Origin of the sequence: Streptomyces sp. NPDC008086, assembly GCF_042957325.1 — a bacterium.
Classification (GTDB): domain Bacteria; phylum Actinomycetota; class Actinomycetes; order Streptomycetales; family Streptomycetaceae; genus Streptomyces.
The window spans coordinates 48,237-62,097 of sequence record NZ_JBIBIA010000016.1 but is presented as its reverse complement, the minus strand read 5'-3'; the positions used below and the strand labels follow the sequence as shown (position 1 = coordinate 62,097).

General features: G+C 70.5%; 11 protein-coding genes. 4 read left to right on the top strand and 7 right to left on the bottom strand.

The window, feature by feature from the left end; all coding sequences use genetic code 11:
- Positions 1-14: 14 nt before the first annotated feature.
- Together ACFZBP_RS39055 and ACFZBP_RS39050 are read left to right on the top strand one after the other, a co-directional pair.
- Positions 15-437, top strand: coding sequence for a DUF485 domain-containing protein (locus ACFZBP_RS39055; protein WP_391420735.1), 423 nt, complete (start codon positions 15-17; stop codon positions 435-437).
- A complete protein-coding gene (locus ACFZBP_RS39050; protein ID WP_383457060.1) occupies positions 434-2,026 on the top strand; it encodes a cation acetate symporter in 1,593 nt (530 codons plus the stop codon). The genes ACFZBP_RS39055 and ACFZBP_RS39050 overlap by 4 nt, the downstream gene beginning before the upstream one ends.
- A 145-nt stretch (positions 2,027-2,171) precedes the next feature.
- On the opposite strand, the gene ACFZBP_RS39045 is transcribed toward ACFZBP_RS39050, so the two are convergent.
- The 4 genes from ACFZBP_RS39045 to ACFZBP_RS39030 form a co-directional block, all read right to left on the bottom strand.
- Positions 2,172-2,852, bottom strand: a complete 681-nt coding sequence (locus ACFZBP_RS39045; protein ID WP_062719462.1) for a response regulator — start codon at positions 2,850-2,852, stop codon at positions 2,172-2,174.
- Positions 2,849-4,525 carry an ATP-binding protein gene (locus ACFZBP_RS39040; RefSeq protein ID WP_391420732.1) on the bottom strand — a complete coding sequence of 559 codons (1,677 nt, stop codon included), beginning with the start codon at positions 4,523-4,525 and terminating at the stop codon, positions 2,849-2,851. Before ACFZBP_RS39040 ends, ACFZBP_RS39045 begins: the two co-directional genes overlap by 4 nt.
- A gap of 168 nt (positions 4,526-4,693) precedes the next feature.
- On the bottom strand, positions 4,694-5,635 hold the full coding sequence (locus ACFZBP_RS39035; RefSeq protein ID WP_391420729.1) for a sucrase ferredoxin: 942 nt from the start codon (positions 5,633-5,635) through the stop codon (positions 4,694-4,696).
- A gap of 209 nt (positions 5,636-5,844) precedes the next feature.
- Entirely contained in the window at positions 5,845-7,107 is a 1,263-nt protein-coding gene (locus ACFZBP_RS39030) for a citrate/2-methylcitrate synthase (RefSeq protein WP_391420727.1), read from the bottom strand.
- 133 nt (positions 7,108-7,240) lie between these two features.
- Here ACFZBP_RS39030 and ACFZBP_RS39025 point away from each other — a divergent pair, with 133 nt between their 5' ends.
- Entirely contained in the window at positions 7,241-8,407 is a 1,167-nt protein-coding gene (locus ACFZBP_RS39025; protein WP_391420725.1) for a citrate synthase, read from the top strand.
- A 200-nt stretch (positions 8,408-8,607) separates the two neighbouring features.
- On the opposite strand, the gene ACFZBP_RS39020 is transcribed toward ACFZBP_RS39025, so the two are convergent.
- Both ACFZBP_RS39020 and ACFZBP_RS39015 read right to left on the bottom strand, forming a co-directional pair.
- Positions 8,608-8,844 (bottom strand): hypothetical protein, encoded by a 237-nt coding sequence (locus ACFZBP_RS39020; RefSeq protein WP_383457075.1) that lies wholly within the window; start codon positions 8,842-8,844, stop codon positions 8,608-8,610.
- Between the two features lie 281 nt (positions 8,845-9,125).
- Positions 9,126-9,623: a DUF6082 family protein gene (locus ACFZBP_RS39015; protein ID WP_383457077.1), complete on the bottom strand. Its 498-nt coding sequence runs from the start codon at positions 9,621-9,623 to the stop codon at positions 9,126-9,128.
- A gap of 376 nt (positions 9,624-9,999) precedes the next feature.
- Here ACFZBP_RS39015 and ACFZBP_RS39010 point away from each other — a divergent pair, with 376 nt between their 5' ends.
- On the top strand, positions 10,000-11,100 hold the full coding sequence (locus ACFZBP_RS39010) for a CobW family GTP-binding protein (protein WP_383457080.1): 1,101 nt from the start codon (positions 10,000-10,002) through the stop codon (positions 11,098-11,100).
- A 21-nt stretch (positions 11,101-11,121) separates the two neighbouring features.
- Here the strand turns inward: ACFZBP_RS39010 and ACFZBP_RS39005 are convergent, their stop codons facing one another.
- Positions 11,122-13,578, bottom strand: coding sequence for a DNA topoisomerase (ATP-hydrolyzing) (locus ACFZBP_RS39005; RefSeq protein WP_391420722.1), 2,457 nt, complete (start codon positions 13,576-13,578; stop codon positions 11,122-11,124).
- Positions 13,579-13,861: the final 283 nt, after the last annotated feature.

Below are 13,861 nucleotides of genomic sequence, written 5' to 3'. Positions count from 1 at the left end.
GTCCATGCTTGGGCATGTACTCAGACGATCCCTGGTACGACGCCCTCGCCTCCGGATGGGGGGAGGCGGACGTCACCGACACGCCCGAGGCCGCGCCGCCCCGCGCGGGTGACGTGTACCTCGAGGTACAGCGCAGTGCTGCCTTCCAGGAGGTGCGCAGCCGGTATCGGAGGTTCGTGGTGCCGGCGGTCGTGGGGTTCCTTGCGTGGTACGTGGCGTACGTGGTGGCCGCCACGACCGCGCCGGGTCTGATGGCCCGGCCCGTGGCGGGTGCCGTGAACGTGGCGATGGTCGCGGGGCTCGGACAGTTCCTCACGACCTTCCTGCTCACCTGGGCCTACGCCCGCCACGCACGCCTGCGGCGGGACCGGGCCGCGCTCGAACTCAGGTGGGAGACCCAGGAACTGACGCGCGTCACCGGGGGCGGTGCCTCGTGACGGACGACCATCAGACCCTGGCGCTGCTTCTGTTCAGCGTGTTCGTCGCGATCACGCTGGCGATCACGACATGGGTGAGCCGCGACCGGCAGGGTTCGGCGGAGGAGTTCTACGCGGGCGGTCGGCTCTTCACTCCCATGGAGAATGGTTTTGCCATCGCCGGCGACTACATGTCGGCCGCCTCCTTCCTCGGCATCTCCGGCCTCATCGCCCTCTTCGGCTACGACGGGATGCTGTACTCGGTGGGCTTCCTCGTGGCCTGGCTCGTGGTGCTGTTCCTCGTGGCCGAACTGGTGCGCAACTGCGGGCGGTTCACGCTCGCCGACGTCGTCGCCGCACGAGTGCGGGAACGCCCCGTGCGGATCGCGCTGGGAACTTCCTCGGTCACCGTGTCCGTTCTGTATCTGGTGGCGCAGATGGTGGGCGCGGGCACCCTGGTCGCGCTGCTGCTCGGGGGCGAGGGCGAGGCGACGCGGGCCTGGACCGTCATCGGCGTCGGCGCGCTCATGGTGATCTATGTGTCGTGGGGAGGGATGCGGGCCACCACCTGGATCCAGATCGTCAAGTCCGTCCTGCTGCTCGGCGGCACCGTCGCGTTGACCGCGCTCGTCCTGGTGCGCTTCCACGGCGACTTCGACCGGCTGCTGCTCACCGCGGCCGAGCGCAGCGGTCACGGTGAGGCGTTCCTGGCGCCCGGGCTGAAGTACGGCGGTGACTGGACGTCCCGGTTCGACTTCATCAGCCTGGGCCTCGCACTGGTCCTGGGCACCGCCGGACTGCCGCACATCCTGTCCCGCTTCTACACCGTGCCCACCGCCCGCGCGGCCCGGCGCTCGGTGGTCTGGGCGATCGGACTCATCGGCGGGTTCTACCTGATGACCATCGTGCTGGGCTTCGGCGCCGCGGCGATCGTCGGACCCGACGCCGTACGGGGGTCGAACGCGGCCGGGAACACGGCGGTCCCGCTGCTCGCCCTCGACCTGGGCGGCGGCGCGGACTCCACCGGAGGAACGGTTCTCTTCGCCGTCGTGGCCGCCGTCGCCTTCGCCACGATCCTCGCCGTCGTCGCCGGGATCACGCTCTCCTCCTCCGCCTCCGTGGCCCACGACCTGTATGCCTCGCTACGGCGCCGACGCGCCCGGCCGCGCCGGGAGGTGGCCGTGGCGCGCGTCGCCGCGGTCGGCATCGGCGTCGTCGCGATCGCCCTCGGACTGCTCGCCCGCGACCTCAACGTCGCCTTCCTCGTGGGCCTCGCCTTCGCCGTCGCCGCGTCCGCCAATCTGCCGGTGCTGCTCTACTCGCTGTTCTGGCGCGACTTCACCACGCGGGGCGCCGTATGGGCCGTCTACGGAGGCCTCGTCCCCGCCGTGGTGCTGGTGCTGCTGTCGCCGGTGGTGTCGGGCAGCCCCGAATCACTGCTCCCCGGCGTCGACTTCCAGTACTTCCCCCTCCAGAACCCGGGCCTCGTCTCCATCCCGCTGGGCTTCGTCGCGGGCTGGCTCGGCGCTGTCACCTCGGCCGAGATCCCGGACCAGGCCAAGCACGCGGAGACCGAGGTGCGGTCGCTGACGGGGGCGGGAGCGGTCTAGGGCGGCGCCTTCGTCGTACGACCGCCTCCGACGCCGTATGGCCGAGGCCACTGTGCGCTGTCGAGCGGTCGGCTGACATTTCGGCGCCCGGCGTCCGTATCAATGGGAGGCACGGTTCCCTTCCCCCGCCCCCACGGGCCGTGCCTCAGGCGCGGGTCGCCCACACGTAACGGTGTTCCGGGCGGCCCGCGTCCCCGTACTTGAGGGTCAGCCGGGCCCGTCCCGTGCGTTCCAGGAGCTTGAGATAGCGCTGGGCGGTCTGGCGGCTCACCCCCGTGCGCTCGGCGATCTCCTGGGCCGACAGCGGGCCTTCGGCGTTCATCAGAGAGCGGCGTACGAGTTCCGCGGTGGTGGGGGAGTGGCCCTTGGGCAGGTCGGGCTCCGAGGACGCGGACAGCGCGCCGAAGATGCGGTCCACCTCGGCCTGCTCGGCCTCGCCGCCGCCGTCCAGGGTGCGGCGCAGCTCCGCGTACGCCTCCAGCTTGGCCCGCAGCCCGGCGAAGGCGAACGGCTTGACCAGGTACTGGAGTGCGCCGTGCCGCATCGCCGCCTGCACCGTCGACACGTCCCGGGCAGCCGTCACCATGATCACGTCGGTCTGGTGGCCGCGCCGGCGCATCTCCTGGACGACCGACAGACCCGTCTCGTCCGGCAGGTAGTGGTCCATCAGGACCAGATCCACGCGGGGCAGCTCCTCCACCTGGCGCAGCGCCTCCGCCGCGCTGTGGGCCTCGCCGGCCACGTGGAAGCCCGGCACCTTCTCGACATAGGCGCAGTTGACCCGCGCCACGCGCGTGTCGTCGTCCACGACCAGGACCTCGATCATCGCGACTCCTCCTCGGCGACGGGCTGCGCGTCTGACGGCACGGCGAGGGCCGGTTCCAGGTCCGGCCCGGCCAGTGCCTCGGGCAGGACGACGGTGAACTCCGCACCCCCGCCGGCCGCCTCGCCCACCGCCGCGCTGCCACCTTGCCGTTCCGCGAGCCTGCGCACCAGGGAGAGCCCTATGCCGCGCTCCCGGTGCGCGGGCGGCTTCTTGGTGGACCACCCCTCCGTGAAGATCAACTCGCGCTGCTCCTCTGGGATTCCCGGGCCCGTGTCGCGCACCCTGAGGATCGCGGTACGCCCCTCCGCACGCAGTTCGACCTCCACGCGCGCGTGCGCGGTGCCGGCGGCGGCGTCGAGGGCGTTGTCCACCAGGTTGCCGACGATCGTGACGAGGCCCCTGGGGTCGATCAGCCGGTCCGGGAGCCCGGTGCGGTCCGCGAGACGCAGTGCGACACCGCGCTCCGCGGCCACGGTCGCCTTGCCGACCAGCAGGGCCGCGAGCAGCGGGTCCTGGATCTTCTCGGCGACCTGTTCCGCCGTGTCCCGGTGATCGCCGACCACCTCGCCGACGAACTCCACGGCGTCGTCGTACATCTCCAGCTCCAGCAGCCCGAGCAGCGTGTGCATACGGTTGGCGTGCTCGTGGTCCTGGGCGCGCAGGGCGTCGATCAGGCCGCGTGTCGAGTCGAGCTCCCGGCCGAGCTGCTCCAGCTCGGTGCGGTCGCGCAGGGTGGCGACGGCGCCGCCGTCGTCGGTGGGCATGCGGTTGGTGACCAGCACGCGCTGACCGCGGACGGTGAGCAGATCGGTGCCGGTGACCCGGCCGGCCAGGACGTCGGTCGTGCGACCCTCGCCGAGCGCCTCGTCGAGAGACCTGCCGACAGCCTCGTCGCCGATGCCCAGCAGCCGAGCCGCCTCGTCGTTGAGCAGGCGGATACGGCCCGAGCGGTCCAGCGCGACGACGCCCTCCCGGATGCCGTGCAGCATCGCCTCGCGCTCCGCGAGCAGCGCCGAGATGTCGGAGAAGGCCAGGTCATGGGTCTGCCGCTGGACCCGGCGCGAGATCAGCCAGGCGGCCAGCGCGCCGACCGCCAGGGCGCCGCCCGCGTACGCGAACAGCTCGGGGATCGTGTGCAGCAGCCGGGCCCGCACGCTGTCGTAGGCGATGCCGACCGAGACCGCGCCCACGATGTCGCCGTCGCCGTCCCGCAGGGGCACCTTGCCGCGGGCGGTGCGGCCCAGGGTGCCGTTGTCGATCTGCATGACCTCGTGGCCGGCGAGGGCCTGGCCCGGGTCGGTGGAGACGGTCCGGCCGACCTCGCCCGGGGTGGGATGGGACCAGCGGACCCCGCGCCGGTCCATCACCACGATGTACTCGGCCTTCGTGGCCTTACGGATGCGTTCCGCCTCCCGCTGGACCGGCCCGCCGACCGTCGCGGACGTGTGCGCGAGATCCTCGGCGATCTGCGGCTGGGCCGCGGTGGTCTGCGCGATCGACAGTGCGCGGCGCATCGCCTGGTCGTCCAGCTGGTCGCTGAGCGGAGCGAGGAACAGCCCGGTCGCGAGCACCGCGACTCCCGCGGCGATGGCCACCTGCATGAGCAGCACCTGCGCGAACATCCGCCGGGGCAGACCGAGGCGCAGGCGACGGGCGGGGGGAGTGGGGCTCATACCCATGACGGTACGTGGACGCGCGGGAAGTGCCGTAGAGGGGTGTGGCGTGGATCTCTTGATCAATGTCGACGGCCATGATCAATGCCATCAATGGCGACGGACATGATCGACGTCATCAATGGCGACGGACATGATCGACGTCCGGATCAAGGTCCGGGGGCACCATCAACTTGCGAGTGCCGTTGTCATGGTGAACTCGCGCACCGTCACCACGTCCATTCGCGCGGGCGAGCCGAGCACGGAGCCACAGCTCTCGGGGCGCGGCGGCAGAGAGGCGCCCTGTGCCACGCCGACCCGCCAGTGGCGCCCGTCCCTGTGGGCGACCGTCACTTCCCAGTGCGGAGCCGCGCCGTCCGTCCGTACGACACTCAACGCCCCCGCGGCGTGCTCGCCGGAGGCCCTGCGTACGGCCAGCTCGGCCGCCTGGGCGGGCCGCTCCCACGCCGAGTTCCCACGGCACCCCTCGACGACGATCCGGCCCTCCTGGGCGCCGTGCAGGACCTCCTTGACGGCGTGGGCCTGCGCCCGGCCGTACGCGTAGCCGTACGGCAGCACCAGCAGCGTCGGTGAGAACCGGTGTCCACCCAGATGAGTGACCTCCCAGACGCCTTCGACGCCGGAGGCGGCGAGCTCGGCCGCGAGGGGGCGCCCGAGGAGCGCGCAGCAGCGGTCCCGCTTGCCGTTGGTGCAGACGAGGGCGAGAGGGTCGTCTGTGTGGGGGCGCCCCTGGAGTGCCGAGTCGAAGGTGTGGTGGTCACCCATGCCGAGGGCGGCGAAGTCCAGCTCCAGCAGTTGCTCGGGGTCGGTGATCGTGGCGGCGTGCAGCCATGCGTTCCCGGGGACGGTGTGGGCCGCGTAGACCTGTCGCTCGGCGGCGGTGCCGCAGTCGGCGTGACGGCCGGGGCGGCGGATCAGGGCGACGCGTACGCCCGTGCCCTTCGCGGCCGTCTCCAGGGCTCGGCCCAGCACCGGGTCCAGGTGGCTCTGCGTGAGTGCCTTGGCACCCCACGGGCCGGGCTGCTCCACCAGCAGCCAGGTCGTCGCGGTCGCCGCGGTCCCCGCGATGGGCTCGTCGAGGTCCTGCGAGACGGTTGAGCACGTACTCACAGAGGTGAGCCTAACCTGACTTGGGTGGCAGTGGCGGGTCGAGGGGGCTGCTCCAGGGCTGGCCGTGGGCCTGTGCTGGACCTGCGCTGCGCCCGTACTGCGCCTGCACTACGCCTGCAGCGGGCCCGCACTGCACCAGGAGTGCGCGTGTAATGCGCCCCCTTTCCTGCTCCGGGGTGCGCCCCTGGGGACGGGGAGGCGCGGCTGTCCTACTCCGGCAGCGGCAGTGGCTGCGGCGGCTTCGGGCCCGTGTAGTGCCCGCTCGGTCGCATGCGCAGTGGTCGCTCGTCGTACTCCTCCAGGGCGTGCGCGATCCACCCCGCTGTACGGGCCACGGCGAAGATCGTCTCGCCCGCCGTGTAGGACATGCCGGAGGACGTCGTGAACACGCCCAGGGCCAGGTCGACGTTGGCGTGCAGCGGGGTGTGGCGGGCCGCCGTGGCGGCGATGTCGCGGGCCGCGGCGAGGGCGGGCGCGGCGTGGGGGATCTCCTCGAGGAGGTCGAACAGGACACGCGCGCGTGGGTCCTCGCCGGGGTAGAGCCGGTGACCGAGCCCGGGAATGCGTCGGCCGGCCCGTAGTTCCTCGGCGATGACGGGACCGGCGTCGCCCCGGTCGAGCACCTCCATGATCAGCTTGTGGGCGAGGCCGCTCGCCGCCCCGTGCAGGGGGCCCTCGATCACGCCCAGGCCGGCGGAGACGGCGGCGTAGGCGTGGGCGCGGGCCGACGCTGCGACCCGTACGGCGAGGGTGGAGGCGGCCAGGTCGTGATCGACGAGCAGGGCGAGGGCGGTGTCCAGAACGCGCAGTGCGGCCTCGTCGGCGGACCGTCCGCTCAGCTGTCGCCACAGCCGCTGAGCGATGGAGCCCTGGTCGTGATGGGTGTACCGCGCGGGCCCGAGCGAGGCGACGAGGGTCGGGATGAGGACGCGCGCGGTGCCGAGCACGGCCTCCTCGGCCAGGTCGAAACGCAGCGGGTCCGCGGTCGCGGCGGCGATGGTCGCCACCCGCAACCGGTCGGTGGGGCCGACGTGTTCGGACAGGGCCTCGACGGCGCGACGGGCGGCGGTGACGGAGACCTCGGGGGCGGTGAAGGTGACGCCGGGGCGCAGCTCACCGGTCCACAACCACTCGGCCACCTCCTCGTAGGAGTGCCGGGCGGCCAGTTCGGTCGCGTCCACGCCTCGGAAGTAGTAGCGGTCCGTCTCGATCAACGTGAGTCCGGTCCGGACGGACAGCTCGCCGGCCGCCCCTGAACTGGTCGCGCCCTCCCGCCTGTTGCGCCGGGCGAGCCTCTCCACTTCCCCGGCGTCGAAGGTGCTGCCCCGGCCGCCGGGTGCGCGGCGGCTGCTCAGGTGTCCGCGGCTCACGTACGCGTACACGGTCTCGGGCTTCACGCCGAGCAGTTCGGCGGCTTCCTGGGTGGTCAGCCGCCGTGTTGCAGGGCCGGGGGCGGGCTCTTGATCGCGCATGGGGTCACCGTATCCAGGAAGTCGGACGTTGATTTCGGACGCTGATCTGAAGAACGACTTCAACATTGATTCAATCAATATTGACAAGAAATCAGTCAATCATGGACAGTCGAATCAAGTCCAGGGAGGAATCATGTCCGTCAACAGGTCAACAACCGCGTTCGTCGAGGTCCCCCGCGGGCTGGCGGGTGTTGTCGTCACCGACACCGAGGTGGGCGACGTCCGAGGGCTCGAGGGCTTCTACCACTACCGCCAGTACTCGGCCGTGGAGCTGGCGCAGACCCGTCCCTTCGAGGACGTCTGGCACCTCCTGGTCCATGGCGAACTGCCGGACGCGGAACGCTCCGCCGCCTTCGCCGCCGAGACCGCGTCGCTGCGGCGGCTGCCCGACGAGGTGTGGGCCGCGCTCCCCGCCATCGCGGCGGCGAGCGGAGGGTCCGGGCCGTTGGTCGGCCTGCGTACGGCGCTCTCCTTGCTCGGCGCGGCACAGGGCTTCCAGCCGGTGTACGACATCGACACCGACGCGCGTCGTCGGGACACCCTCGTCGCGGCCGGGGCCGTACCGACTCTGCTCACCGCGCTGCACCGGCTGGGGGCGGGGCTTGAGCCTGTCGAGCCGCGCGAGGATCTGTCGTACGCGGCGAACTATCTGTACATGTTGACGGGAGCGGAGCCGGATCCGGAGCGGACCCGAGCCGTGGAGCAATACTTGATCTCAACCATTGACCACGGATTCAATGCGTCAACCTTCACGGCTCGGGTGATCACCTCCACGGGAGCGGATGTCGCGGCGTGCCTGGTCGGGGCCGTGGGCGCGCTGTCCGGGCCTTTGCACGGTGGTGCGCCCAGCCGGGCGCTGGACACCCTGGACGCGATCGGCACGCCCGACCGCATCGACCCCTGGATCCGCGAACGCGTCCTCGCGGGCGACCGGATCATGGGTTTCGGCCACCCGGTCTACCGCACCGAGGATCCCCGGTCCCGGATGCTTCGCGAGATAGCCCAGGGCTTCGGCGGACCGCGCGTCGAGTTCGCGGTGGAGGTCGAACGCCGGGTCGAGGCGATCCTCGCCGAGCTGAAACCCGGTCGCGAGCTGCACACGAACGTCGAGTTCTACGCGGGCGTGGTCATGGAAATCTGCGGTCTGCCGCGCGAGATGTTCACACCGACGTTCGCCGCCGCGCGGGTCGTGGGCTGGAGCGCCAACATCCTGGAACAGGCACAGGACTCGAAGATCATCAGGCCGGTGGCGCGGTATGTGGGGCCGGGGGCGCCGGTGAGGGTGCCGACGGCTGCCTGACATCGGGAGGAGATCGTACGCACCCCGGCATACGTGTGGCCTGGTGCCGTTCTGGCGCCAGGCCTCATCGGGTGGGGATCGAGCAGTGACGGGGTGCCGGCTGCTCGCCGGGTCGGTTGTCCGGCTCGCTCAACGGTTGCGCGCGGCCGGGGGAGCCTCGACGGTACGGTCTGGGGTGGACGCGTCCTCGTGCGGTGGGCTCAGGCGTCGGGGATGTCCGCCTTCGCGCGGATGAGCGTCTCCCGGCTGACGATGACGATGCGCTCGTACTCGGCGCGGGCGGCATCGGCGGGCAGTTGCGGGTCAAGCGCCTCGGTGGCCTCGGTGCCGATGACGGCGAAGTTGCCGTCACTGAGTTCGAATACGTCCGGGCAGGTGGATCCTGAACTACTGCCTCGGGCGCTGGGGGGCACACCGATGCGGCGCACGATCTTCAAAGGTACCGGTCCTTACGAGCAAAAGGTCTGGGCATACTGGGTGGGGAGCAGGTTACTGGTGTTCCAGATGCCCTTGTGGCTGGACGGCAAGAAAATCACTCAGTCGCGCCCTTGTCTGTTCGCTGTTGACCGCCTCGGCGCTGCGGGCCCCCTCAGCCGGGTGGGCGGATCGTCGGCGAACTCACTTCTCGACCCTGTCGGTGGACCCGAGTGATGATCACGGCCCGTCGTAAGAGGCGGCCCGTGAACCCCTGAGGGATCTGACCAGGATTGGGCTCAGGTCAATCGGTCGGCGGGTCGCCGACAACCCACCACTCGTCCGTGTCGGATTCGTCGAGGTCCCGCACGAGACCGTCGACCATGCGGCCCAGCTGGGCTTCCACCGAGGACTCGTCCAGGCTGGCGCGCATGTGCGTCGATGCCTCCCAGTACTCCCGGAAGACCGGACTCTGGAAGAACTCCCGCAGACGCGTGTACAGCTCCTCCCGATCCAGGAGTTCCGCCTGATAGAGGTGGTAGAGGTGGACGTACCACGCGTTGGCATAGAAGAACTGCCGTCGCCTTTCCGCCGGGATGCTCTGGTCGTAGGTGTCGATCACCGCGGCCAGGGTGGGATCGTCGATGGCCCTGGCCAGCAGCTCCCAGTGCATACGCTGCTGATGGGCCAGAGCGGTACGTCGGATCGCCAGCTCCTCGAGTGCCAGTTGCCGCTCGTGCTGACGGACCTTCTCCGAGCGCCATTGACGCATTGCCAGCGTCACGGTGGCGGTGGCGGCCATGAGAGCTAGCGTGGCGGAGCCGAGCCTCTTTGCGGAACTTTTCTGTGTGGCCATGTCAATTACCCCCGATCAGGCGGCCGCCGGCCGGTCGTCGGGGTGCGGGTCGACTGGAGGGGACCGGCGAGCGGTGGGCGGCGCTTGCCGTCTCCCAGAGTGCCGAGCGGCTCTGATCGGCGGGGAGGCGGAGAGGAGGCGCACGGAGGGAAGCGAGGGTCGCACACTCCGGCGCCATGCCCAACGTCTGCCCGGCAAGTGCTGCTAACAATCGTTCACTTCGCGGTGATTATTCCGGCTCGTATCCTGGGTCGGCATTCAACCTTCGTATGTGCGCCGACCCGCGAGCCGGTGCACCCGTCGGCGTGAGAGAGGTCGCACGTTGAGCCAGCCGAGCCCCGGTCCGCAGCAGATCCCGGTCGTCGTCCTCGCCGGATTTCTCGGTTCCGGCAAGACGACGCTGCTCAACCACCTCCTCCACCGCAGCCAGGGCACCCGCATCGGCGCCATCGTCAACGACTTCGGCGCCATCGAGATCGACGCCATGGCGGTCGCCGGCGCGCTCGGCGACTCCACCCTCTCCCTCGGGAACGGCTGCCTGTGCTGCGCCGTCGACCCCGGTGAGCTGGACGTCTACCTGGAGCGGCTCGCCCGCCCGGCCACCGGCATCGACGTCATCGTCATCGAGGCCAGCGGCCTCGCCGAGCCGCAGGAACTCGTACGCATGGTGCTCGCCAGCGAGCATCCGGGCATCGTGTACGGCGGGCTGGTCGAGGTGGTCGACGCCGCCGAGTTCGACGGCACCCGCGCCAAGCACCCCGAGATCGACCGGCATCTCGCCCTCGCCGACCTCGTCGTGGTCAACAAGCTCGACCGGGCGCCGGACGGCGACCGTGTGCTCGACCTGGTCCGCGGGCTCACCGACCGCGCCGCCGTCGTCTCCGCCACCTACGGCCGTATCGACCCCGAGTTCCTCTTCGACTGCCGGCCCAGCGAGGAGCGCATCGGGCAGCTGTCCTTCGACGACCTGCACGACCCGTACGACCCGCATGACCGCGCCGGCGGGGCGGACAGCGGCGCCCATCACGCCCACCTGCACACCGGCTACGACAGCCTGTCCTTCGTCTCCGAAGTCCCCCTCGACCCACGCCGCTTGATGGAGTTCCTCGACAGCAGGTCGGAGGGGCTGTACCGGATCAAGGGGTACGTCGACTTCGGCCCGTACGACACCGCCAACCGCTACGTCGTCCACGCCGTCGGCCGCTTCCTGCGCTTCTACCCGGAGCGGTGGAGCGCCGGCGATGCGCGCCTCACCCAGCTGGTCCTCATCGGCTCCGGCATCGACGCGCCGGCGCTCGGCAAGGAGCTGGAGGCCTGCAAGAGCGACGCCCCACACGCCGACGAACATGGCATGTGGGGCGTGCTGCGATACGTACCGGAGGCGGAGGAAGAGGCCGCCGCCCAGGAGGATCAGGCTGATTAGGGCGTGATCCGCCCGGCAGGCCTAGACCGGACCGGCCACCACCGACACCGTCTTCCCCAGTGACACGCCCGAACCGTCGCGGCGCGGGTCGATGTCCGGGAGGTCGGCCGGGGTGCCGTTCTTCTGCGCGGCCCGTGCCGGGACGGCGCCCGCCCAGGCCAGGGACAGACAGTCCTCGCCCTTCAGGAACCGCTGGCAGCGCACACCACCGGTCGCGCGACCCTTGCGGGGGTACTGGTCGAACGGGGTCATCTTGGCCGTCGTCTGGACCGAGTCGTCCAGCGTGCCGCGCGAGCCCGCCACCGTGAACACCACCGCGTCGACCGCCGGGTCCACCGCCGTGAAGGAGATCACCTTCGCGCCCTCCGTCAGCTTGATGCCCGCCATACCGCCGGCCGCCCGGCCCTGCGGGCGGACCTGCGAGGCCTGGTAGCGCAGCAGCTGAGCGTCGTCCGTGATGAAGACCAGGTCCTCCTCACCGGTGCGCAGCTCGACCGCGCCGACGATCCGGTCGCCCTCCTTCAAGGTGATGACCTCCAACTCGTCCTTGTTGGACGGGTAGTCGGGCACCACACGCTTGACCACACCCTGCTCGGTACCGATCGCCAGGCCCGGCGAAGACTCGTCGAGCGTGGTCAGGCAGACCAGGGTCTCGTCGCCCTCCAGGGAGACGAACTCCGACAGCGGTGCACCGCCCGAGAGGTTCGGTCTCGACGCCGTCTCCGGCAGCTGCGGCAGATCGATGACGTTGATCCGCAGCAGCCGGCCCGTGGACGTCACCGCGCCCACCTCACCGCGGGCCGTGGCCGGCACCGCCGAGACGATCACGTCGTGCTTGGAGCGCTTGGCCTCGCCGTCCTCCGCGAACGGGTCGCCGTTCGCCGTACGGGCCAGCAGCCCCGTCGAGGACAGCAGCACCCGGCACGGGTCGTCCGCCACCTGGAGCGACGCCGTGGGGAGCGGCGCACCTGCCGACTCCAGCAGGACCGTGCGGCGCTCGGTGCCGAACTTCTTGGCCACCGAGGCCAGTTCGGCGGAGACCAGCTTGCGCAGCTCCGCGTCCGAGTCCAGGATCCGGGTCAGCTCGGCGATCTCCTCGTTGAGCCGGTCCTTCTCCGCCTCCAGCTCGATGCGGTCGTACTTGGTGAGCCGGCGCAGCGGCGTGTCGAGGATGTACTGGGTCTGGACCTCGCTCAGCGAGAAGCGCTCCATCAGGCGCTCCTTCGCCTGCGCGGAGTTCTCGCTGGACCGGATCAGCCGGATGACCTCGTCGATGTCCACCAGCGCGGTGAGCAGGCCCTCGACCAGGTGCAGCCGGTCGCGACGCTTGGTGCGGCGGAACTCGCTGCGCCGCCGTACGACCTCGAAGCGGTGGTCGAGGTAGACCTCCAGGAGTTCCTTGAGGCCGAGGGTCAGGGGCTGGCCGTCGACCAGCGCGACATTGTTGATGCCGAAGGACTCCTCCATCGGCGTCAGCTTGTACAGCTGCTCCAGGACGGCCTCCGGCACGAAGCCGTTCTTGATCTCGATCACCAGACGCAGGCCGTGCTCGCGGTCGGTGAGGTCCTTGACGTCGGCGATGCCCTGGAGCTTCTTCGAGCCGACCAGGTCCTTGATCTTGGCGATCACCTTCTCCGGACCGACCGTGAAGGGCAGTTCGGTGATGACGATGCCCTTGCGGCGGGCCGTCACCGTCTCCACGGACACGGTCGCGCGGATCTTGAAGGTGCCGCGGCCCGTCTCGTACGCGTCCCGGATGCCGGAGAGGCCCACGATCCGGCCGCCAGTGGGCAGGTCGGGGCCCGGGACGTGCTTCATCAGCGCGTCCAGATCCGCGGTCGGGTAGCGGATCAGGTGGCGGGCGGCCGCGATGACCTCGGAGAGGTTGTGCGGCGGCATGTTCGTGGCCATGCCGACCGCGATACCGGAGGCGCCGTTGACCAGGAGGTTCGGGAAGGCGGCGGGCAGGGCCACCGGCTCCTGCTCCTGGCCGTCGTAGTTGGGCGTGAAGTCGACCGTGTCCTCGTCGATCGACTCGGTCATCAGGCTCGTCGCCTGGGCCTGCCGGCACTCGGTGTACCGCATGGCGGCCGGCGGGTCGTCGTTGCCCAGCGAGCCGAAGTTGCCGTGGCCGTCGACCAGCGGGACGCGCATCGAGAAGGGCTGCGCCATGCGCACCAGCGCGTCGTAGATCGACGCGTCGCCGTGCGGGTGCAACTTACCCATGACCTCGCCGACGACGCGGGCGCACTTCACATAGCCGCGGTCGGGGCGCAGGCCCATCTCGTTCATCTGATAGACGATGCGGCGGTGCACCGGCTTGAGACCGTCGCGGGCGTCCGGCAGGGCCCGGGAGTAGATGACCGAGTACGCGTACTCGAGGAAGGAGCCCTGCATCTCGTCGACGACGTCGATGTCGAGGATCTTCTCCTCGTACGAGTCGTCGGGCGGCGGGTTCTTCGTGCTGCGGCGGGCCATCGCTGCCGGCTCCTTAGGTTTCTGGTCGCTCGAGCGTTTGCGGTATCTGACGCGGACCATTGTGGACCGCGGCACTGACAACCGCCGACCAGGACCCGATGTTGGGCTCCGGCCCGGCGTCGGTGAAGTGTCGCCGACGCCAGGCCCCCCTCGCGACACAGGGTGCGGACGGAGCCCGAACCGCCCTGGACGTGGCCGCGCTTGCGAGCGGCGGGACGGAAGGCAAGCGCGCGCCACGAGACCGTTCACTCGGCGGAGTGATCGCCGGGCACAGCCCCAGGCA